Annotated in this window: 21 protein-coding genes; 12 read left to right on the top strand and 9 right to left on the bottom strand. The window is 75.7% G+C overall.

The features are described 5' to 3' along the window. The first annotated feature begins 3 nt into the window (after positions 1 to 3). Positions 4 to 1,203, top strand: coding sequence for a cysteine desulfurase DndA (gene dndA / locus ACI781_RS14580; protein WP_456566832.1), 1,200 nt, complete (start codon positions 4 to 6; stop codon positions 1,201 to 1,203). 754 nt (positions 1,204 to 1,957) lie between these two features. After that, entirely contained in the window at positions 1,958 to 2,575 is a 618-nt protein-coding gene (locus tag ACI781_RS14575) for a hypothetical protein (RefSeq protein ID WP_456566831.1), read from the top strand. A gap of 32 nt (positions 2,576 to 2,607) precedes the next feature. Here the strand turns inward: ACI781_RS14575 and ACI781_RS14570 are convergent, their stop codons facing one another. Continuing rightward, positions 2,608 to 3,651, bottom strand: coding sequence for a DUF3048 domain-containing protein (locus ACI781_RS14570; RefSeq protein ID WP_456566830.1), 1,044 nt, complete (start codon positions 3,649 to 3,651; stop codon positions 2,608 to 2,610). A 183-nt stretch (positions 3,652 to 3,834) separates the two neighbouring features. On the opposite strand from ACI781_RS14570, the gene ACI781_RS14565 reads away from it, so the two are divergent. The 7 genes from ACI781_RS14565 (at position 3,835) to ACI781_RS14535 (ending at position 8,585) form a co-directional block, all read left to right on the top strand. Continuing rightward, the gene (locus ACI781_RS14565) at positions 3,835 to 4,986 is read left to right on the top strand and encodes a hypothetical protein (protein WP_456566829.1); all 1,152 of its coding nucleotides are present in this window, start codon (positions 3,835 to 3,837) and stop codon (positions 4,984 to 4,986) included. A 92-nt stretch (positions 4,987 to 5,078) separates the two neighbouring features. Beyond that, positions 5,079 to 6,239, top strand: coding sequence for a hypothetical protein (locus ACI781_RS14560; protein WP_456566828.1), 1,161 nt, complete (start codon positions 5,079 to 5,081; stop codon positions 6,237 to 6,239). A gap of 38 nt (positions 6,240 to 6,277) precedes the next feature. Further along, positions 6,278 to 6,640 (top strand): DUF1330 domain-containing protein, encoded by a 363-nt coding sequence (locus ACI781_RS14555; protein WP_456566827.1) that lies wholly within the window; start codon positions 6,278 to 6,280, stop codon positions 6,638 to 6,640. Further along, positions 6,637 to 7,305 carry a DNA alkylation repair protein gene (locus ACI781_RS14550; RefSeq protein WP_456566826.1) on the top strand — a complete coding sequence of 223 codons (669 nt, stop codon included), beginning with the start codon at positions 6,637 to 6,639 and terminating at the stop codon, positions 7,303 to 7,305. The genes ACI781_RS14555 and ACI781_RS14550 overlap by 4 nt, the downstream gene beginning before the upstream one ends. 64 nt (positions 7,306 to 7,369) lie before the next feature. Further along, complete coding sequence (locus ACI781_RS14545; protein ID WP_456566825.1) at positions 7,370 to 7,807, top strand: hypothetical protein; 438 nt, start codon at positions 7,370 to 7,372, stop codon at positions 7,805 to 7,807. Positions 7,808 to 7,887: 80 nt separating this feature from the next. Next, the gene (locus ACI781_RS14540) at positions 7,888 to 8,145 is read left to right on the top strand and encodes a type II toxin-antitoxin system Phd/YefM family antitoxin (RefSeq protein ID WP_456566824.1); all 258 of its coding nucleotides are present in this window, start codon (positions 7,888 to 7,890) and stop codon (positions 8,143 to 8,145) included. Further along, positions 8,142 to 8,585, top strand: coding sequence for a type II toxin-antitoxin system VapC family toxin (locus ACI781_RS14535; protein WP_456566823.1), 444 nt, complete (start codon positions 8,142 to 8,144; stop codon positions 8,583 to 8,585). The genes ACI781_RS14540 and ACI781_RS14535 overlap by 4 nt, the downstream gene beginning before the upstream one ends. Here the strand turns inward: ACI781_RS14535 and ACI781_RS14530 are convergent. Further along, positions 8,578 to 11,805 (bottom strand): SNF2-related protein, encoded by a 3,228-nt coding sequence (locus ACI781_RS14530; RefSeq protein ID WP_456566822.1) that lies wholly within the window; start codon positions 11,803 to 11,805, stop codon positions 8,578 to 8,580. The two genes, ACI781_RS14535 and ACI781_RS14530, sit on opposite strands and share 8 nt — an antisense overlap. Before the next feature lie 118 nt (positions 11,806 to 11,923). Here ACI781_RS14530 and ACI781_RS14525 point away from each other — a divergent pair, with 118 nt between their 5' ends. After that, positions 11,924 to 12,415, top strand: coding sequence for a hypothetical protein (locus ACI781_RS14525; RefSeq protein ID WP_456566821.1), 492 nt, complete (start codon positions 11,924 to 11,926; stop codon positions 12,413 to 12,415). Between the two features lie 46 nt (positions 12,416 to 12,461). Continuing rightward, positions 12,462 to 13,568, top strand: a complete 1,107-nt coding sequence (locus tag ACI781_RS14520) for a hypothetical protein (RefSeq protein ID WP_456566820.1) — start codon at positions 12,462 to 12,464, stop codon at positions 13,566 to 13,568. A 7-nt stretch (positions 13,569 to 13,575) separates the two neighbouring features. Here the strand turns inward: ACI781_RS14520 and ACI781_RS14515 are convergent, their stop codons facing one another. Beyond that, on the bottom strand, positions 13,576 to 14,160 hold the full coding sequence (locus ACI781_RS14515; RefSeq protein ID WP_456566819.1) for a dihydrofolate reductase family protein: 585 nt from the start codon (positions 14,158 to 14,160) through the stop codon (positions 13,576 to 13,578). A 269-nt stretch (positions 14,161 to 14,429) separates the two neighbouring features. Between ACI781_RS14515 and ACI781_RS14510 the strand changes: the two genes are divergently transcribed. Then, a complete protein-coding gene (locus tag ACI781_RS14510; RefSeq protein ID WP_456566818.1) occupies positions 14,430 to 15,050 on the top strand; it encodes an antibiotic biosynthesis monooxygenase in 621 nt (206 codons plus the stop codon). Here ACI781_RS14510 and ACI781_RS14505 read toward each other — a convergent pair. From ACI781_RS14505 to ACI781_RS14480, 6 genes are all read right to left on the bottom strand, one after another. Next, entirely contained in the window at positions 15,047 to 15,457 is a 411-nt protein-coding gene (locus tag ACI781_RS14505; protein ID WP_456566817.1) for a MaoC/PaaZ C-terminal domain-containing protein, read from the bottom strand. The two genes, ACI781_RS14510 and ACI781_RS14505, sit on opposite strands and share 4 nt — an antisense overlap. Beyond that, positions 15,457 to 15,945 (bottom strand): FAS1-like dehydratase domain-containing protein, encoded by a 489-nt coding sequence (locus ACI781_RS14500; protein ID WP_456566816.1) that lies wholly within the window; start codon positions 15,943 to 15,945, stop codon positions 15,457 to 15,459. The genes ACI781_RS14505 and ACI781_RS14500 overlap by 1 nt, the downstream gene beginning before the upstream one ends. Continuing rightward, positions 15,938 to 17,161, bottom strand: a complete 1,224-nt coding sequence (locus ACI781_RS14495) for an acyl-CoA dehydrogenase family protein (RefSeq protein WP_456566815.1) — start codon at positions 17,159 to 17,161, stop codon at positions 15,938 to 15,940. Before ACI781_RS14495 ends, ACI781_RS14500 begins: the two co-directional genes overlap by 8 nt. Next, positions 17,158 to 17,295 (bottom strand): hypothetical protein, encoded by a 138-nt coding sequence (locus tag ACI781_RS14490; protein ID WP_456566814.1) that lies wholly within the window; start codon positions 17,293 to 17,295, stop codon positions 17,158 to 17,160. The genes ACI781_RS14495 and ACI781_RS14490 overlap by 4 nt, the downstream gene beginning before the upstream one ends. Before the next feature lie 133 nt (positions 17,296 to 17,428). Then, a complete protein-coding gene (locus ACI781_RS14485; RefSeq protein WP_456566813.1) occupies positions 17,429 to 18,829 on the bottom strand; it encodes a DUF4407 domain-containing protein in 1,401 nt (466 codons plus the stop codon). Positions 18,830 to 18,973: 144 nt separating this feature from the next. Beyond that, on the bottom strand, positions 18,974 to 19,729 hold the full coding sequence (locus ACI781_RS14480; RefSeq protein WP_456566812.1) for an enoyl-CoA hydratase/isomerase family protein: 756 nt from the start codon (positions 19,727 to 19,729) through the stop codon (positions 18,974 to 18,976). Positions 19,730 to 19,971: the final 242 nt, after the last annotated feature.

Genomic DNA, 19,971 nt, shown 5'->3' with positions numbered 1-19,971 from the left:
ACCATGACGACGGTAACCGCGACCGCTGACAGGACCGGAGACGAGGCCGCGGCGACCGGCTCCGAGCGCCCCGTCTACCTCGACTGCAACGCCACCGCGCCCGTTGAACCGGCCGTCCTAGCCGAGGTCATGCACTACCTGGCCAAGGAGTACGGCAACGCCGGCAGCCGCACCCATAGCTACGGCCAGAGCGCCAAGGAGCGCGTCAAGCGCGCCCGGGAGGAGGTGGCCGCCGTGGTCGGCGCCCAGCCCGACGAGGTCATCTTCACCAGCGGCGCGACCGAGAGCGACAACCTCGCCATCCTCGGACTGGCTGCCCATGGCGAGCGCAGCCGTCGCAAGCACATCGTCAGCACACAGCTTGAGCACAAGGCAGTGCTGGAACCGCTGGGGGTACTACGCGGCCGCGGCTTCGACGTCACACTGCTGCCCCCAGCGGCCGACGGGCGTGTCGCCGCGGCGGCCGTTCACGCCGCCCTGCGGCCGGACACGTTGCTCGTCTCCGTCATGGCGGCCAACAACGAGACCGGCGTCATCCAGCCGATCAACGAGATTGCCGCCGCACTCGACGGTCACGAAGCGTTCCTGCATGTCGATGCCGCCCAGGCCTTCGGCAAGGTCATTCAGCCGCTACAGAACCGGCGCATCGACCTGCTTTCCATCTCAGGGCACAAGCTTTACGCCCCGAAGGGCATCGGCGCCCTGGTCGCCCGACGGCGCGGTTTCAAGCGAGCACCCCTGGAACCCCTGATGTACGGCGGCGGTCAGGAGCGCGGGTTGCGCCCCGGCACCCTGCCCGTGGCGCTCATCGCTGGCCTGGGCACGGCGTCCCGCTTGGCGTTGCAGGAGGCCGAGCGGCGTCGGGCGCGTTGTCAGGAGATCAAGGAACGGGCGCTGCAGGCACTTTCCCCCTTGGGCGTCTCGATTCACGGCGTGTCAGACCAGTCACTGCCGCAGACCCTGAACTTCTCCGTTCCAGGGGTTGACTCTGAAGCGGCCATCGTGGCGCTCAAGGACCTGGTGGCCGTGTCCAACGGGTCAGCGTGCACCTCGCAGAGCTACGAGCCCAGCCATGTCCTCCTCGCTATGGGCCTTGCTGAAGACGAAGTCGCCGGAGCACTTCGGTTCTCCTGGAGTCACTTGAGCGAGGAGCCCGATTGGCATGCAGTCGCGCAGCGCCTCCGAGGCCTGCAGGCACCGTAGGCCAGGCGCTCCGTTGCACTTGACGTTCGAGCGTCGAGTCTTCCTCCGAGCCAGAATCACGGAGGCGTGCCGCGCTGGTGCAGCTCCTTGACATGCGTCAGCCGGGAAACGTTCCTCATCGCGCGCCAGCCTGATCGGTGCAGCGCCCCCAAGGTCGATGCCAGCCACATCCGCCAGGCCTACGAGGTGAAGCAGCACGTCAGCCAACTCGTCGCCGAATCGCGCTGTCAGCTCATCGTTCAGCACATTCGTCAGGCGGCAGCCACCGCATCAGCTCGGCCACTTCCCCGGCGAGCGCGAGCATCAGCGATCTCACGTCGTGGAAGCGGCCTCAGTCCCGGGCATCGGTGGACTCCCGCATCCGCGCAGACAGGTCCTCAAGGCCCGTCACGCGAATCAATATCGGTGATCGAGGCGTCCCAGAATTGCCCTTAAAGTGACACCAGCGGCCCGACAGGACTTCCCCGCAAGGACATGTCCCCACCTCCGGCCGCACCGTCAGCGTGACCAGCTTCCAGACCCGCGACGCGCTCGCCCTATGCGCTGGTACGTCCGGCTACTGCGCGAGCAGTTCGCCAGGCCATGGGCGCCAAGATCGTCGAGGTGCACGAGATGGACCTCGCGCTCGCGCACCTGCGCGTCCCCGAGACGGTCTGAGCGTCCCCCTTCCGCCGGGCAGCACCGGCGAGGACGCTGGAGCCGCGCGGCGGTGCCGCCGGGGCGTCGCCGCCGACCGGAGAGGAGCGGCCCCGCCATGTACGCCCGATCCACCACCATCAACGCGAGCACCGCGGCCATCGACGCCGGCATCACCTACATGCGGGAAGAGGCCATGCCGGCCATCCAGCAGATGCACGCCTGCACCGGGCTCTCCCTGCTCGTCGACCGCGACACCGGCCGCTGCATCGCGACCTCGGCCTGGGCGGACGAGGCGGCCATGCGCGCCAGCGCCCCGCTCGTGCACCCGATGCGCGAACGGCTGGTCGCCACCTTCGGCGGCGAGCCGGAGGTCCGGGAATGGGAGATCGACGTCCTGCACCGCGAGCACACCCTCCACGACGGCGGGGCCGCGCGGCTCACCTGGGCCCACCTCGACGGTCCCCTGGAGCCGTTCCTCGAGGGCTACCGCACCCGCCTGATGCCGAAGCTCGAGGAGCTGCCCGGCTTCTGCAGCGTCAGCCTGCTGGTCGACCGGGCCGGCGGCCGGCTGGTCGGCACGGTCTCCTTCGACAGCCGCGCGGCCCTGGAGGCCACCCGCGAGCAGGCCCGCGCCCTGCGCGAGGGGTTCACGGGCACGTTCGGCGCCACGGTGCTCGACGTGGCCGAGATGGACGTCGCCCTGGCCCACCTCCGGGTACCCGAGACGGTCTGACCGCGTCCCCGGCCCGCAGCAGGTCGGCGGCGTCAGTCGACGGCGACGGCGCCGGTCCGGGTGGGCACCAGCTCCACCCACGTGGTCCCCGGCGCCAGCGTCACGGGGGAGCCGTCCAGCGTGAGGACGACGGGCTCCCCCACCGACGCCTTCGACCACGACGCCTCCACCGTGTGCCCGCCGGTGGCGACGACCGCGTCCCCGTCGCCGACCATCACCGTCTCCGGCACGGCCGCGCCGACGCTGTCGGTGAACTCGGTGTCGACCACGTCCACGCGCAGCACCACCACGTTCGTGGCCCGCAGCCGGGCGCCGTCGCCGTCCACCGCCGGCGTCGACCCCTCCGACCGCAGCCACGCGGCCTCGTCGGCGCTCCAGGTCCACCGCGGCCGCGCCACCGGCGACAGCGTCAGGTCCAGCGCGCCGGCTTCCGTGCCGGATGCCGGCGCGGTCGGCTCCGGCGAGAAGCCGAACTGCGGCGGCGGCGCCGCCCGGTGCGCGTCGTCGGCCTGGCCCAGCAGCGCGGCCGGGTCGACGTACAGGTTGTGCGGCGCCTCCCGGCCGGACGCGCGGGAGTAGCCGCCGGCGCCGGCGTCGGAGCTGACGTCCTGCAGCCCCGCCGCGGTCACCGCCTGCACGAACGGCGCCTGTCCCCCGGAGAAGGCCATCAGCCCGTGCAGCGGCGCCGCGATCGGGGCGTCCATCGGGCGGATGGAGCGCACCGGCCCGACCGCCGGCGGCAGCGTCGACTGGTACACCGCCACGTAGCGGCTGATCCCGCCCTCCACGACCTCCTCCCACACCACGTCCGCGGCGTCGAGCCCCGTCTGCGGGCGGGCGGCCGGTGAGTTCTCCACCTTCACCGCCAGCGCCGGCCGCGCGGTGTCGGCCCCGGCCGCGTCCACGCCGGTCAGCGGCCACACGCCGGCCGGCGTCGCGGTCGGCGGGGAGGAAGGGGCGCCGTCCGTCACGCACGCCACCCCGACGCTGAGCAGGAAGCCGGTGGCCACGGCCGAGCCGAGCCATCGCGCCCGCCCGCCGCGGGAGGCGGGGCGCGACGGAGGACGGGACTGCACCAGCACGCTCCTGACCGAGGGGGACGACGCGACGGGAGGGCCCCGCCGCGGGCAACGCTAGGACGCCCGCGGCCCGATCCGCCCTCGGCGCACCGGCACCCCGCCGTCGGCCGGATCACGCGTCCCGCACGACGCCGCCCGACCGCCCCGCGGCGTACAAACGGGGCAGCCAGCCGATCGGGGGTGACCACCTCCGTGTCCGCCCGCCGCGTCCGCACCGCCGTCGCCGGCCTCGCCGCGACGAGCGTCCTCGCCGCGTGCACCACGACCGTCGACGGCACCGTCGCGGGGCGGTCGGACGGCCCGCTCACCCAGGTCCTCGGCCAGCTCGACCTCGCGGCGGTGGTGGGCACCGGCGCCGTCCCGATCGACCTCGCCGCCGCCCCCGACGGGCACCTGACCGCACTCGTCCGCCCGGCGGGCCCGACCGGCGGCGTCGACACCGTCCTCGTCGACCTGCTCCCCGGCGCGGACGGGCCGGAGGCAGGACCGGTCCGCGAGCTGCCGGCCCTGGACCGGTCCGCCGAGCTGCACGTCGCCCCCGACGGCACCGCCGTGGTCGCGGGCGTGCTCCAGCAGGGCACCGAACGGGGTCCGCGCATCCTGGTGCTCGAGCCCGGCGCCGGCGAACCCGAGTTCGCCGCCTGGGGCATGCCCACCGACGAGCTCGAGTCGGCCCTCTCCCCCGACGGCACGTACCTGTACGTCAACGCGACCCCCACCACCCGGCCGCAGGAGTCCCGGCTGTTCGCCGTCCGCGTCCTCTCCCGTGGGCGCACGGACTGGTTCGCGCTGCCGCCCGGCAGCCGGGCGCGGGACCTGGCCGTCACGCCCGACGGCACCGTCACCGCACTCGTCGAGGTCGCCGCCCCCGACGGCACCGCTCCCCTGCGGCTCGCCACCTTCGACGCCGCGCTGCGCCCGCGCACCGACACCGCGCTGCCCCCGGCCGACCTCGGGGCCGCGCTCGCGGTCACCCCGGACGGCGTCGCCGTCGTCAGCGTCGGCACCGGCCCCCCGGAGCGAGCCACCGTGCTGCGGGTCGTGGACGGCCGGCCGACCGAGATCGCCACCCTCGACGACGCCGGGCGCGCGCCGCGGGCCGCCGCCGTCGACCCCGCCGGCCGCTACGCCTACCTGCCGTACGTCACCGCGGACGGCGACGCGGTGGTCGCGGTCGTCGCGCTCGCCACCGGCGAGGTCACCGACGTCGACCTGTGCGCCGACAGCGCCGGCTTCGACGTCCTCACCCTCGCCGCGGACGGCGCGACGCTCACCCTCCTCGGCTCCTGCGGCAGCGGCCGCCCGCTCGCCGTCCTCCTCGGCCGCGGCTGAGCCGGCCGACCGCCCGCGCGCCGATCCGTATCGCCGCGGGCCGCCGCACGGTAGAAACCGGCCTCCGCCAGCCGACCCAGGAGTCCTCCACCGTGCCCGCCCGCGCTCGCACCGCCCTGCTCACCGCCACCGCGCTCGCCACCGGGGCCGCCCTCGCCGCCTGCACGACCAGCGTCGACGGCACGCCCGAGGAGCGGCCGACCGGACCGCTCACCCAGGTCCTCGGCGAGGCCGACATCGAGGAGGTGGTCGGCAACCCGCCGTTCCCGATCGACGTCGTCGCCCACCCCGACGGCCACCTCACCGCGCTGATCGGCCCCGAGAGCCGGACCAACGTCGTCGACACCTTCCTCGTCGACCTCGTCCCCGGCCCGGACGGGCTGGCGACGGGCAACGTCCGCGAGCTGCCGACCCTCGACTGGTTCGCCGACCTGCACCTCACCGACGACGGCACCGTCGTGATCACCGGCATCGTCGAGAAGGGCCCCGAGTACGGCCCGCGGATCCTCGTGCTGCCACCCGGCGCCGACGAGCCCGAGGTCATCGACCCGGACCTGAACGCCGACTACCTCGCGTCGGCCCTCTCCCCCGACGGCTCGACCGTCTACGTCGACCCGATCATCGACTCCACCGTGCCGCGCGTCGGGCAGCTGCTCGCCGTCGACCTGGCCACCGGCGAGACCACGGGCTCGGTCGACCTGCCGGTGGGCGGCCGGGCCCTCGGCCTGGACGTCACCGCCGACGGCACCCTCACCGTCCTGCTGGGGATCCGCACCCCGGACGACGTGTACTCCTCGCGGCTGGTCACCTTCGACGCGGACCTGCGGCAGCTGAGCGACACCGAGCTGCGGCCGGCCGAGGAGACCGTGGCCGGCGCGCTCTCGCTGACCCGGGACGGCTCCGCCGTCGTCACCGTCGAGCCCCTCCGACCGGGCCCCGGCGCCACCGTCCTCCGCGTCGCCGACGGCGCGGTCACCGAGCTCGCCGCCCTCGACGAGGCCGAGCAGGCGCCGCGGGCCGTCGCCGTCGACGCCGCCGGCCAGTACGCCTACCTGCCGCACGAGACGGACGACGGCGCCGCGGTGGTCTCCGTCCTCGAGCTGGCCACCGGCGAGGTGACCACCGTCGACCTGTGCGAGGACGGCGGCTACGGCTTCGACACCGCCGCCCTCACCCCGGACGGCGCGTCGCTGGCCGTCCTCGGCTCGTGCGACGCCGCCCGTGACGTCGCCGTCCTCGTCGGCCGGAGCTGACGGGCCTGGCTGATCGGCGGGCGCTAGCGTCGGGAGCCATGGCCATCGACCCCCGCGGCGCCGACCTCAAGCAGTTCCTCGACGAGGACCCGGGCGGACCCGTCGTCATGCTCAACCTGCTGCGCTTCGCCGACGGCGGCCGCGCCTCCTACGCCACCTACGCGGCGGCGCTCGAGGGCACGTTCCTCCCCCGCTACGGCGGCGAGGTCGTCTACGCCGGCAACGGCGCCACCCCGCTGGTGGCCGAGGCCGGGCAGGACTGGGACGCCGTCCTGCTCGTCCGCTACCCGAGCCGCGAGGCGTTCAGCCGGATGGTCGCCGACCCCGAGTACCAGCAGTTCACGAGGTTCCGCACGCAGGCGCTCACCGAGGCCGTCCTCCAGCCGACGAGCCCGTGGTGACCGCCGCGACGGCGCCCGAGCTGCTGGCCGAGCTGGCCGGGCTCGAGGACCCGCGCATCCGCGAGGTCAACGCCCGGCACGGCGACGACCACGGGGTGAACCTCGGCCGGCTGCGCGCCGTCGCCAAGCGACTGAAGACCCAGCAGGACCTCGCCCGCGACCTCTGGGCCACCGACGACACCGCGGCGCGGCTGCTGGCGCTCCTGATCTGCCGGCCGAAGGCGTTCGACCGCGACGAGCTGGACGCGATGCTGCGCTCGTCCCGGACCCCGAAGGTGCACGACTGGCTCGTCAGCTACGTGGTGAAGAAGAGCCCGCACGCCGAGGACCTGCGGGTCGCCTGGCTCGCCGACCCCGACCCGGTCGTCGCGAGCGCCGGCTGGGCGCTGACCACCGAACGCGTCGCGAAACGGCCCGACGGCCTCGACCTGCCCGGCCTGCTCGACGTGATCGAGGCGGAGATGCAGGACGCCCCGGACCGCCTGCAGTGGGCGATGAACACCTGCCTGGCCACGATCGGCATCGAGCACGCCGAGCACCGCGCCCGCGCCGTCGCGATCGGCGAGCGCCTGCGGGTGCTGGAGGACTACCCGACGCCGCCGAACTGCACGTCGCCGTACGCGCCGGTCTGGATTGCCGAGATCGTGCGACGCCGCGGCGAGTAGGGGCCCTCGGCGGCCTGTGGACAACGGGCACGGCGGTCGCCCGGATCGGCCAGAGTCCCCTGCCATGTCGACCCGACCGCACCCCGACGTCCGCACCACCAGCGACCGCGAGCTGACCGAGCGCTGGCGCGCGCTGCTGCAGCTCGACGGACCGCCCTCGCGCCGCTCGCTGTGGCTGACGTGGCTGCGCCCCGACGGCACGATGGTCCCGCTGCTCATGCCGATCGACGACGTGCCGATCGAGCCCGACCGCGAGGTCCTGGCCCACCTCGCCGTCGCGCACGAGACGGTCGCCGACGGCGAGGACGTCGACCCGGGCGAGCTGCACCTGGCGATGCTGCTGGAGCGGCCCGGTCCGGCCGGTCTCTCCCCCGACGACCACGCCTGGTCCTCGGCGGTCGAGGCCGTCCTGCGCGACCGCGCCGGCCTGGACTGCAGCCTGCACGTCGGGAACGGGCGGACGGCGGTCTGCGTCGTGCCCCGGCGGGCGTGGCCGGCCTGATGCCCCGGCCCGTCGAGCGAGCCCCAGAACACGCTTCCGTGGCTACACTCGACTCCAGCATTGTGGCCACAGGAGGAACCGTGAGCACGGTGGGTGTGCGTGAACTCCGCGACGGCCTGAGCCGGTACCTCGCCGAGGTCCGCACCGGGAGCACCGTGACGGTGACCGACCACGGCAGGCCGGTCGCGCGCCTCGTCCCCGTCGACCAGCCGACGGCCCTCGAGCGCCTGATCGCCGAGGGAGTCGTCCAGCCCCCGCAGCGCCGCAAGGGCCCGCTGCCGGAGCCCGTGCGCGCGCAGGGTCCGGTCAGCGACCTGGTGGCCGACCAGCGCAGGTGATCGCCTACCTCGACACCTCCGCGATCGTCCCGCTGGTGATCGAGGAGCCGTCCAGCGCCACCTGCCGGGCCGTGTGGGACGCCGCTGCCGACGTCGTCTGCAGCCGCCTCGGGTACGTCGAGGCGGCCGCGGCCCTCGCCCAGGCCACCCGGCTGGGCCGCATGACCGGCGACCAGGAGGACCAGGCCCTGGAGCGGCTCGACCTGATCTGGGACCAGGTGACCGTCCTCCCGGTGGACGAGCCGCTGGTCCGGCGCGCGGCCTCGCTCGCGCGGACCCACTCCCTGCGTGGCTACGACGCGGTGCACTGCGCGGCGGCGCTGCTGGCCGCCGACGCGGAACTGGTCGCCGCCGCCGGTGACCGTGACCTGCTCGCCGCCTGGCAGACCGAGGGGCTGGCGCTCGTCGACACCAACGCGGGGCCGGTAACCGTCAGCTGAACAGGCCGCGGATGTCGTCGGCGGTCAAAGGGCCAGTCAGCGCGCCGTCCTCGCCGTCCACCACCCGGGCGAACAGGTCGCGCTTGCGCTCCTGCAGGGCCAGCACCTTCTGCTCGATCGTGTCCGCGGCGACCAGCCGGTAGACCATCACCGTCTTGTCCTGCCCGATCCGGTGCGCCCGGTCGATCGCCTGCGCCTCCGCGGCCGGGTTCCACCACGGGTCGAGCACGAACACGTAGTCGGCCTCGGTCAGGTTCAGCCCCGACCCGCCGGCCTTGAGGCTGATCAGGAACACCGGCACCTCACCCGACCGGAAGGAGGCCACGGCCGCGTCCCGGTCCCGCGTCGACCCGTCCAGGTAGGCGTGCGGCAGCCCCTCGGCGTCGAGCCGGGACCGCACCGTCCCCAGGAACCCGGTGAACGAGCTGAACACCAGGGCGCGGTGCCCCTCGGCGACGACCTCCCGCAGGTGCTCCAGGAACGCGTCGGCCTTGCTCGACCCGATCCCGGCGTAGGCCTCGTCCACCAGCACCGGGTCCAGCGCCAGCTGCCGCAGCAGGGTCAGCGACCGGAAGATGGTGAAGCGGTTGCGGTCCAGGTCGTCGACCAGGCCCAGCACCTTGCGCCGCTCCCGCTGCAGGTGCGTGTCGTAGACCTTGCGGTGCCGGGGCTCCAGGGCCACCTCCAGCACCTGCTCCTGCTTCGGCGGCAGGTCCGCGGCCACCTGCTCCTTGGTCCGCCGGCGCATCAGCGGCCGGACCCGCCGCCGCAGCGCGGCCAGCGCCGCGGCGTCGCCGACGCGCTCGATCGGCACCCGGTACTGCTCGGCGAACCGCTTCGGGTGCGGGAACAGCCCCGGCGCGACGATCGACAGCATCGACCACAGGTCCATCAGGTCGTTCTCCACCGGCGTCCCGGTGATCGCCAGCTTGAACCGCGCGGGCAGCCGGCGCGCCGCGGCGTACGTCTTGGCCTGGTGGTTCTTCACGAACTGCGCCTCGTCGAGCACCAGCCCGCTCCACGGCAGCTCGCGGAAGTCGGCCTCCCCGAGCCGCAGCAGCGCGTACGACGTGACGACGACGTCCGCGCCCCCCACCGCCGAGGCGAGCGGGGTCCCCCGCCGGCGGCCGGTCACCGTGGCGACCCGGAGCCCGGGAGCGAACCGCGCCGCCTCCCGCGCCCAGTTCGACACCACGCTGGTCGGCGCGACCACGAGCACCGGCGCGGTCAGCTCGCCGGCCTCCTGCGCCCGGCACAGCACCGCCAGCGTCTGCAGCGTCTTGCCCAGCCCCATGTCGTCGGCCAGCACGCCGCCCAGGCCGAGGTCCCACAGCGTCGCCAGCCACTGGTAGCCCTCCAGCTGGTAGGGCCGCAGCTCCGCGGCCAGCGACGCGGGTGCCGCCGGCGGTGGCACGTCCCCGGCCTGCAGCAGCCGGCCGACGTCGCGCTGCCACCGCGCGCTCTGCTCCTCCACCACGCCCAGCTCGACGAGCTCCTCCCAGAGCCCCGCCTGGTAGCGGGTGATCCGCATCCCGGGCCGGTCGGTCTCCTGCAGCGACCGGGCCTCCTCGATGAGCGCCCGCAGCCGGTCCAGCTCCGGCCGCCGGACGTCGACCCACGTGCCGCTGGGCAGCAGCAGGAACTCCTCGCCCTGCGCGAGCGCGGCGAACAGCAGATAGAAGGGGATCTCCTCGTCGTCGACGGTCACCGTGACGCCGAGGTCGAACCAGTCGCCGTCGGCGGCGTCGGTGGCCGACACCCGCACCACCGGCGCGCCGTCGGCCCGGCGGTAGTCCGGGGGCTCGCCGCTCTGCTCCACCACCACCCCGGCCTCGGCCAGCCGCGGCAGGTACTCGGCGGTGAGGACGGCGGCGTCCACCCCCGACATCTCCACCGCCGGCACCGGCCTCGCGGGGCTCCCCCGCCACAGCCGCGCCAGCCGCTCCGGTGGCGGCGGGAGCGCGCGCAGCAGCCGGTCCTCGGCCGCCCGGTCGCGCCCGGTGTCCGGGACGACGCCCGTGCCGCGCAGCAGCGGCACCCGGCGGACCTCCGCCCCTGTCCGGTACAGCACCGACCAGGTCAGCGCCGCCCGGTGGCCGGGCGCGTGCTCCACCGCGAGGCCCAGCAGCGGCGGCAGCACCTCGGGCAGCTCCACCGACGTCGAGCGCACCGGCAGTGCGCGGTGCAGCGCCGGGTAGAAGCCGGCGAGGAACCGCTCGCGGTCGGCGGCGGGCACCCGCACGACCCGCGCCGCCAGCAGCTTCTGCACCCCGCGCGGCACCTGCGCCAGCGCACTGAGGACGAGCCCGCCGGCGTCGGGCGTCAGCGCCGCCCCGTGCACGGGATCGCCGAGGAGCACTAGGTCCGCGGCGGGCACGGTCGCGCCGTCGGCCAGCCGCACGACCGGCTCGAGGCGCAGGCCGCCCATCCCGTCGTCGTGCACGTCGACGACGACCTCGCCCGGCTCGGGCAGCAGCCGCACCGGATCCCCCGGCTTGGTCAGCAGCGTCACGCCGTCGTCGACCGCCCGTCGCAGCGCCGGCCACAGCCCCGGACCGAACTCCGCGAGCAGGACCGCGGGCTCCGCCGCGGGGCCGTACCAGGAGGTCTGCCCGCGCGCCCGGGAGGCCTCGTACAGCTCCAGCAGCGCGGCCACGTGCGCCGGGTCGCGGTTGGTCTGCCGCTCGTGCGGCAGGTTCCGCCAGGAGACGCCCGAGCGGACCCACCTCGCCCGGGCGCCCGGGACCACCGGCTGCAGCCGGATCGACGGCGGCCTGCCCGGCGGCTCCTCCACCCGGAACTGCACGCCCATCGGCACCAGTGGCCGGGCGCCCGGCGCCGCGACGAGGTCGGTGAGCAGCCGCTCCCAGGTGGGGAGCGGCGCGGGGACGGCGATCGGCGGCCCGTACGGGTCGACGGCGATCGGGCCGGCCTCCCGGGCGGCGACCAGCATCGCCGCGACGTGCTTGCAGTCGACGGCGACCGGGCAGCTGCACGCGCCCCGCCACCGGCTGGCGGCGCGGTCGTAGCGCGCGAACACGTGGTAGAGCAGCCCACCGCTGCCGGCGACGTCGGCGCCGCCCTCCAGACCGCCGGGCCGCCACTCCAGGTCGAACACGCGGCCCTCGCGCGCATAGGCGACCCCGCGCCGGTGGGCGTCCTCGCCGACCGAGCGGCGGACCACCGCCTCGGCGAGCAGGACGGGCAGCTCCTCGAGCACCAGCCGAGGCTAACCACGCGCGGCGGTCCGGCCCGGCGCCGTCCACAGCCGCCCGTCCGGGCCCCGGCGCCTGTGGACAACGCCCGGCGGCATCGGTCCGGGGTGCCACGGTGCGCCCATGACCACCTCCGTGCCCGTGTCCGCGCCCGCCTCCGCCCCACCGATCTCCCCGCGCGGACCGCGAGCCCGCGTGGCGGCGGCGGTGGCCGTGCTGCTGGTCGCCGCGCTGCTCGCGGCCGGGACCGCGGGGTGGTGGCTCGTCCGGGGCGCGGCGGTGCGCCCCCTCACCCCGCAGGCCGCGGTGGACGCCGTCTTCGACGCTGCCCGTGCCGGCGACGCCGAGACGTCGTGGGAGCTGATGTGCCGGGAGCAGCAGCGGGAGCGGGGACCGCGCGACCGCTACCTGCGCGAGGCCGCCGACCAGGCGCGCGGCATCGACCAGGACGAGCTCTTCCGCGCGACCGTCGCCGGGGTGCAGCCGGTGCCGTCGGAGGGGCGCGGGGCCTTCGCCGTGCTGGTGGCCTTCACCGGGCCGGGCGGCCCCCAGTTCGCCGAGCTGGCACTGGTCGTCTGGGAGCGCGACGCGTTCCGCGAGTGCGGCTTCCTGTGAGCGGCGGTGGGATGGTCGGGAGCACCCACCGACCGAGGAGGGGGCCGTGGCCGCCCGCGCCCGCACCGCCGTGCCCGCGGTGCTCCTCGCCCTCGTCGCCGCGCTCGGCCTCGCCCTGGCCACCGCGTGCACCCGCACCGCCGGCGACGGCGAGCCGGCTCCCGACGGGCGGCTCGGGTCGGTCGCCGGCAGCGTCGACCTGGACGCCGCCGTGGGCGCCGACGCCCGCATGGCCGCCCTCGCCGCCCGGCCCGGCGGCGGAGCGGTCGCGCTGCTGGCCACCGGCGACGGCGGGGCGCTCGTCGAGATCGTCATCCGCGACGACGCGCCGCGGATCGGCACCGTCACGCCCCTCGAGGCGCCGGGGCCCGGTGCCGAGCTCGTGGTCACCCCCGACGGCACCCCCCGGGTGGTCGGCGTGGACCGGGCCACCGGCACGCTCGAGCTCACCGCCGGCACGGCGGCCGTCGCGCTGGGCCGCGCACCTGACACGGTCGCGGCCGCCCTCTCCCCCGACGGCTCCACGCTCGTCGTCGCGGCGGCCGACCGCCGGCTGCTCGCCGTCGACCCGGTCACCGGGGCCGTCCGCGCCACCGGGGAGGTCCCCGCGGTCGAGGGCGACGACCCCGGCACCGTCACCCGCATCGCCGTGGGCGCCGACGGCGCCGTCGCCGCGCTGCTCGCCACCGACGGCGGGCAGGGCACCGCGCTCGCCCGCGTCGACGCCGACCTGCGGCCAGAGGGTCCCCCGGTCCGGTTCCTCCCGAAGGAGGCCACCCGCCCCGCGGAAGTGCAGCTCACCGCCGACGGGACCGCCGTCGTCACCCTCGCCACGGCCGACTCCGCCCGCCTGCTCACCGTCCGCGGGCGGGACGTCGACCGGGAGGTCGACCTCGGCCGTGCCGCGGACTCCGGCCTCGACCTCGCCGTCGACCCCGCCGGCCACTCCGCCCTCGTGCCGCTGGCCGCGCTGCAGGAGGAGGCCCGGGTGGCGAGCGTCGACCTGCGCACCGGTGAGCTGGGCGGCGGGACGGCGCTGTGCGAGGGCTTCGGCAGCCTCGGCGCCACCGCCCTGTCCGCCGACGGCGACACCCTCGTGGTCACCGGCGTCTGCCGGGCCGACGGCGCCAACCGGGCCTGGGTGCTGCGGTGAGCCGCCCTCAGCCGTGCAGGGTCGGCCGGTAGACGAGCTCCTGGATGCGGCCGTCCAGCGTCCGGCTGTCCAGCAGCTCCAGGTCGAAGTCCGCTGCGCCGGCGAAGACCGGGTCCGTGCCGGTCCGGCCGGTGATGACCGGGAAGACGGTCAGCTGGATGCGGTCGACCAGCCCGGCGGCCATCAGCGACCGGTTCATCGCCAGGCTGCCGTGCGAGCGCAACGGCACCGCGGACTCCTGCCTCAGCCGGGCGACGACGTCGACGGCGTCCCCACGCTCGAGCGTCGCGTCGGGCCAGTCGAGCGGCCCGGTCAGCGTCGTCGACACCACCGTGGTCGGCATGTGCTTCATCCGGTGGTTGATCGGGTCGTCGGCCTCGGAGATCCCCGGCGCCGCCCCGAGGAAGTGCACGAACTCCCGGAAGGTGGTCGCGCCGAGGACCAGCCGCTGGTCCTCGGCGTACTGGGCCAGGCGGCGGTCGAGGAACTCCGGCCCCTGCTTTCCCCAGTAGCCGCCCCAGTCGCCGTCCGCCCCGTAGGAGCCGAAGCCGTCGAGGCTGCAGAAGACGTCCCAGGTGTAGGTGGCGGTCACGGGGGCTCCTCGGGAAAGGGGACGGGACGGGAGTGCAGACCGGCGTCGCCGGCCCGGCTCATCGCCGCGGTGCCGTCGACCTGGCGACGTGTCGACTCGTCCACGAGTCCCCGAGTCCCCTCGCCGACGCGTCGACCCGCCGCTGCGCGGGCCGCCGCGCGAGGCCGGGCGTGCGCGGCCACCCACCGCGTGCGCCCCTCTGGCCGGACCCGCCGGACACGAGGACGCTGGTCGCACGGCGGGGTGTCGCCGCCGGGGAGGGGAGCACCATGTACGCCCGGTCCACCACCATCCGCGGCCTCACCGCCGCCATCGACGCCGGCATCGCCTACATGCGCGAGGAGGCGCTGCCCGCGGTCCGGCAGATGCCCGGCTGCACCGGGTTGTCGCTGCTCGTCGACCGCGACACCGGCCGGTCCATCGCCACCTCCGCCTGGGAGACCGAGGAGGCCATGCACGCCAGCGCCGCCCTGGTGCACCCGATGCGCGACCGCCTGGTGAACGCCTTCGGCGCCGAGCTGGAGGTGCACGAGTGGGAGGTCGCCGTCGTGCACCGCGAGCGCGCGATGCACGACCGGGGCGCCGCGCGGGTCACCTGGGTGGCCGTGGACGCCGGGCAGCTGGACCGGTTCCTCGACGCCTACCGCGCGCTCCTGCTGCCCCGGCTGGAGGAGCTGCCGAACTTCTGCAGCCTCAGCCTCCTGGTCGACCGGCACCGCGACCGGGCGGTCAGCACCGTGACCTTCCACAGCCGCGTGGCCATGGAGGCCGTGCGCGACCGCACCCGGGTGATGCGCGAGGAGATCACCGGGGCGGTCGGCGCACGGGTTCTGGACGTCGCCGAGACCGACGTCGTCCTGTCCTCCCTGCGGGTGCCCGAACTGGTCTAGGACTCCAGCCGGGCCGACGCGGTGCCGACGACGACGTCCCGGCCGTCCTGGTTGGTCGTGCGGACCTCCAGGTCCACCGAGTCGTCGTGCACCGCGGTCACGGTCATGGTCGTGACCAGGGTGTCGCCCGGCCAGACCTGCCCGCGGAACTGCACGCCGTAGGTCAGCAGCTGCCCCTCGCCCACCCAGTCGGTGAGCGCGCGGCCGGTCATGCCCATCGTCAGCATCCCGTGCGCGAACACCGACGGGAACCCGGCGGCCTGGGTCGAGAACACCTCGTCGGTGTGGATCGGGTTGTAGTCCCCGCTCGCACCGGCGTACATGACGATCTGGGTGCGGGTCAGGTCGTCGACGACGGTCACCTGCCGCGAGGCGCCCACCTCGACGTCACCCCTGCGCAGCGCCATCAGCCCTGCCCTCCCACGGGCGGCTGGGACGGGGTCACGGAGACCCCGCGGGAGGTCACGACGAGCTCCCCGTCGGCGTCGCGGAACTCGGTGACGTACTCGGAGAACCGCAGCGTCCCGCCGCGCTTGCCCTCCTTGGTCCACGTCTCACCGGGCCGGCTGGTCGCGGTCAGCACGTCCCCGGCGCGCACCGGCCGGTGGTAGGTGAAGTGCTGCTCGGCGTGCAGCGTCGACTCGGCCGGGCCCTCGGACGCGCCGCCCTCGGACGAGCCGCCGGACCCCGCGGTCCCGCTGGGCGTGCGGCCCGACCCGAACCACGGCTCACCCGGCGTGGGGCGCAGCGAGTGCTGCGGCTCGAACTGCGACGCGGCCACCGTGAACGTCGGCGGCGCCAGCGCCTCCGGGTCGTAAGCGGCCGCCGGGTCCCCGATCGCCCGGCGGAACATGAGCACGTGCCCGGCTTCGACCGGGAACCGGTTGTCAGCCACGACCGTCCACCACCAACCTCACCAATGCCTCCCGATGTTCGGCCGGCGACCCGAAGAGCAGCCGTGAGCTGCTCGCGCGCCGGTAGTACGAGTGTGCCGGGTGCTCCCCGGTGACCCCGATGCCCCCGTGGACCGCGATGCACGCCGCCGCCGTCGCGGCGTAGGCGTCCCCGCAGAACGACGCCGCGACCCGAGCGGCCACGGGCAGGACGGCGGCGCCGGAGTCGACCGCCGCCAGGGCCGCGTCGGCCGCCACGGCCATCCGCTCGACGTCGACCAGCAGGTCGGCGCACCGCTGCTCGACCGCCGGGGACGAGCCGATCGGCCGGCCGACCTGGTGCCGGGTGCCCGCGTGCGCGACGGCCGTCTCCAGCACCCGCCGCGCGCCCCCGAGCTGCTCGGCGGCCAGCGCGGCCAGCGCCCGGTCCAGCAGGGCGGCCCGCACCCGGTCGCCGTCGCCCTGCTCCCCCACCAGCGTGCCGGGCGTCGCGTGCAGCTCCACCCGCGCCTGCCGGCGGGTGGGGTCCAGCGTGCGCAGCGGCGTCCGGAACAGCCCGCCGGCCGCGGCTTCGACGGCGAACAGCGACGAGCCGCCCGCGCAGGAGGCGAACACCAGCAGCACGTCGGCGCCTGCGGCGTCCACGACGCCGCCGGCCGACCCGTCCACCAGCCAGCCGCGCGTCCCGGCCACGGCCTCGCACGCCGGCGGGCCGACCACCCCGCCGACCGCCACCCGCAGCGACCCGTCGGCGATCCCCGGCAGGTACGCCGCCTCCGCGGCCTCGTCCCCCGACAGCAGCAGCGCCTGCACCGCCAGGACGGCGGTCGACAGGTACGGCGCCGGCAGCAGCACCCGCCCGGTCTCCTCGAGGACGACGCCCAGCTCGGCGAACCCCGCCCCGGACCCGCCGAACCGCTCCGGCACGACCAGCCCGGTCAGCCCCAGCTCTCCCGACAGCCGCGCCCACAGCGCCGCGTCGAAGCCCGACGGGGACTCCGTGATCCGGCGCACCCGCGCCTCCGGGACCGCCGCCTCCAGGAAGGCGCGCACCGACGTCCGCAGGTCCTCGGCCACCGCCGTCCCCCGGCGGGGCCGGGCCGCCCCGGCCTGGCCGGACGTGGCCACCGGCGCGGCCGGGGACGGCAGCGGCCGCCCCGTGCCGCCGCCGGCCCAGAGCGCCGGGACCACGACCGCCGTCTGCGTCGCGCGGGTCACGAGCGCCCGCTCTCGACCCGGAGCGCGCGGACGGGCACGTCGCCGTCGACCGCCGGCTCCCCGTGCTCGGCGGGCCACGCGCGCACGCGGTCGCGGGAGGCGTCGAGGGGCTCGTCCGCCGGTCGTTGCGCCACGCTGCGCTCCTGGGGGGCTCCGGACGGCACGCCGGTGGCGCGCGTCACAGGTGAGGTTGTCCCGGGAAACTACCGACGGGGTCGCGACGGCGTCCATCCACCCCGGCCGGACCTCACCGGCCGGGAGCCCCGGTCAGACCTGGACCTCGGGACGGCGGCGGGCGGTGCGCACCGACCGGGCCGCGCTGCGGGCCAGGCGGATCGGGCCGGTGTCCCACAGCGCGCGCAGCGGGTCCTCCGCCTGGGCCGGTGCGGGGTCCGCCGCCGGGGCGGGTGCCGGCGCCTGGACGGCGGCGGCCTGCTGCACCGCCGAGGACAGCGCCGCCCGCCGGCGGGCCAGGATCGCCTGCTTCTGCCGGTCGACCCGTTCCTTCTCGGCCAGCACCAGGAGCTCCTCCTGCGCCTGGGCGACCTCGAACCGGGACTGCTTCTGCAGCTCCTCGATCTCCACGTCGCCGCGGTCGCGCAGCGCTGCCAGCTCGTCGTAGGCGGTCGGCGGGCCGAAGTTCAGCAGCAGCTTGACCAGCACCGGCAGCATCTCGACGCAGAGGAACAGCAGCGACAGCATCGTCTTGGCCGCCCACAGCGTGGTGTTGCGGTCGCTGAGCCGGTCCAGCGCCTCCAGCCGCAGCAGGATGCCGCCCGACCCGCCGTTGGTGGCGTCGAACTGCGCCTGAAGCCGGTCCTGGTCGGCGGTCAGCCGGGCCAGCGTCTCGGAGTCGGTGGCGAGCGCGGTCTGCGCCAGCGCGAGGCTGCGCTGCTCGGCGTCGGCGGCGGTGGCGCGGGCGTCGTCCAGGGCGGTCTGCGCGGCCGACACCCCGCCGGCGGCGGCGTCGGCGGCGGCCCGCGCCGACTGGTACGCCCTCCCCGAGCCGGCCTCGCCGGTCCCGCAGGTGCCGTCCAGCTCGCACTGGGCGCGGGCCTGCAGGTCGCGCTGGCTGGCCACGGCCTGGTCCAGCGCCGCCTGCTTGGCGGCGACGTCGGCCTGGACGCCGGCCAGCGCCGGGTCGGCGGCGCCGCCGGTGGCGACGATCTGCTCCTCGAGGGCCACCTGCTCGGTCAGCTCCGGCAGGCCCGCGAACCGGGCGTCGGACTCCAGCGACGTGCGGTAGGCGTCGGCCGCCTCGGCCTGCATCGTCACGATCTCGGTGTCGATCTCCTTGTGGAAGACCTGCAGCGTCAGCGGGGTCGCGATGACCACGCCGAGCACCAGCGCCAACCCCAGGCGCGGGACGGCGAGGGCGATGTTGCGCCCCACCGACGCGTCGTGCGCCATGCCGACCAGCAGCATGCGGTCCAGGTTGACGACGACGAAGCCCCAGCCGAGGCCGATCAGCAGCGCCACCGGCCACCACACGCCCAGCGCCATGGCGACCGCGAACGCCATCGAGAGCACGGCCAGCCCGCCGGTGCTCAGCAGCACCCCGCCGAGCGCGACGAACCGCGGCCGCGCCCCGGGCGCCGCCTCCAGCAGCTCGGCCCGGGCGCCGCCCAGCGTCGCCAGGGAATCGCCGATCCGCCGTCGTCTCGCCATGCCTGCTCGCACCCCCTGGGCGACGGGGGTCGTTCCGCCGCCTCGGCCTCCTCATCGGCAGCCGGCGGCGGCACCGGAACGCCCCGGGGGCGTGGCGCGGCGCACGCGGCCGGATGCCCCGGGGGGCGGCCGGCCGCGGGAGGTCTAGCGGCCGGACGCCTGGCGGCGCATCGACCACATCTGCGCCGGCCGCTCGAACTGGGTGGCGATCTCCCACGAGACCGCGGTCGCGGTCTCCTTGCGGAAGTTGCCCACCGTCACCCGCGCCAGCTCCGGGTCGGCGGCGACGCGGGCGGCCAGCTCGCGGGCCCGCGGCTCGACGGCGTCGGCGTCCAGCGCCTCCCAGGCCAGCCCCAGCTCCGCGGCCCGGGTGCCGTTGATCTCCTCGCCGAACAGCACCATCGCCGCCGCGGCCTCGCGGCCGATCAGCCGGGACAGGATCACGAAGTGCCCGCCGCCGGGGTGCATGCCGCGCCGGAGGAAGCCGGCCAGCAGCCGCGCGTCGGTGGCCACGACGCGCAGGTCCGTGGCCAGCAGCATGTTCATGCCGGCGCCGACCGCCGAGCCGCGCACCGCCGCGATTGTGGGCACCCGCACCTGGCCGAGCCGGTAGAAGGAGTCGTAGACCGCGGACATGTCGTCGTACAGGTCGGGCCGGGCCGGGTCCTCCCCGGCGGCCTGCAGCGTGCCGACGTCGGCGCCCGCGCAGAACGACTTCCCGACGGCGGTGACGACGAGCGCGCCGATCTCGGGGCGGGCGTCGACCTCGTCGAACACCCCGATCAGCTCGCGGGCCATCGCCGGGGAGAGCGCGTTGCGCCGCTCGGGCGCGTTCAGCGTCACCACGGCCACCGCGCCGTCGACCTCGAGCTGGACCTCACCGGAGCCGGACTCGGCCACGGGCACACCTCTTCCTCGTCGGGAACGCTGCCTCTGATCAGACCACGCGCACCGGCGGCGGGCTCGGCTGCCCGGTCCCCCGCTCCCGCCCCCTGCCGCCGCCCGTCCGCCCCCTCCCCGTCCGCCGCCTCTGCCCCCTCCCCGTCCGCCGAGATCGGCGATCTCGTCGGCATCAGCGCCTCATGCCGCCGAGATCGGCGATCTCGTCGGCATCAGCGCCTCATGCCGCCGAGATCGCCGAT

Source organism: Blastococcus sp. SYSU D00695 (genome assembly GCF_054050555.1).
Note: the sequence above shows the minus strand (reverse complement) of the source record. Positions and strands in the feature narration are given on the sequence as shown.

Bases quoted from the DNA above. Each gene is read 5' to 3' on its own strand.
- ACI781_RS14545 (WP_456566825.1), top strand. From the start codon at position 7,370: ATGTCGACCCGACCGCACCCCGACGTCCGCACCACCAGCGACCGCGAG.
- ACI781_RS14575 (WP_456566831.1), top strand. From the start codon at position 1,958: ATGTACGCCCGATCCACCACCATCAACGCGAGCACCGCGGCCATCGAC.
- ACI781_RS14525 (WP_456566821.1), top strand. From the start codon at position 11,924: ATGACCACCTCCGTGCCCGTGTCCGCGCCCGCCTCCGCCCCACCGATC.
- dndA (WP_456566832.1), top strand. From the start codon at position 4: ATGACGACGGTAACCGCGACCGCTGACAGGACCGGAGACGAGGCCGCG.
- ACI781_RS14510 (WP_456566818.1), top strand. From the start codon at position 14,430: ATGTACGCCCGGTCCACCACCATCCGCGGCCTCACCGCCGCCATCGAC.
- ACI781_RS14505 (WP_456566817.1), bottom strand. From the start codon at position 15,457: ATGGCGCTGCGCAGGGGTGACGTCGAGGTGGGCGCCTCGCGGCAGGTG.
- ACI781_RS14485 (WP_456566813.1), bottom strand. From the start codon at position 18,829: ATGGCGAGACGACGGCGGATCGGCGATTCCCTGGCGACGCTGGGCGGC.
- ACI781_RS14555 (WP_456566827.1), top strand. From the start codon at position 6,278: ATGGCCATCGACCCCCGCGGCGCCGACCTCAAGCAGTTCCTCGACGAG.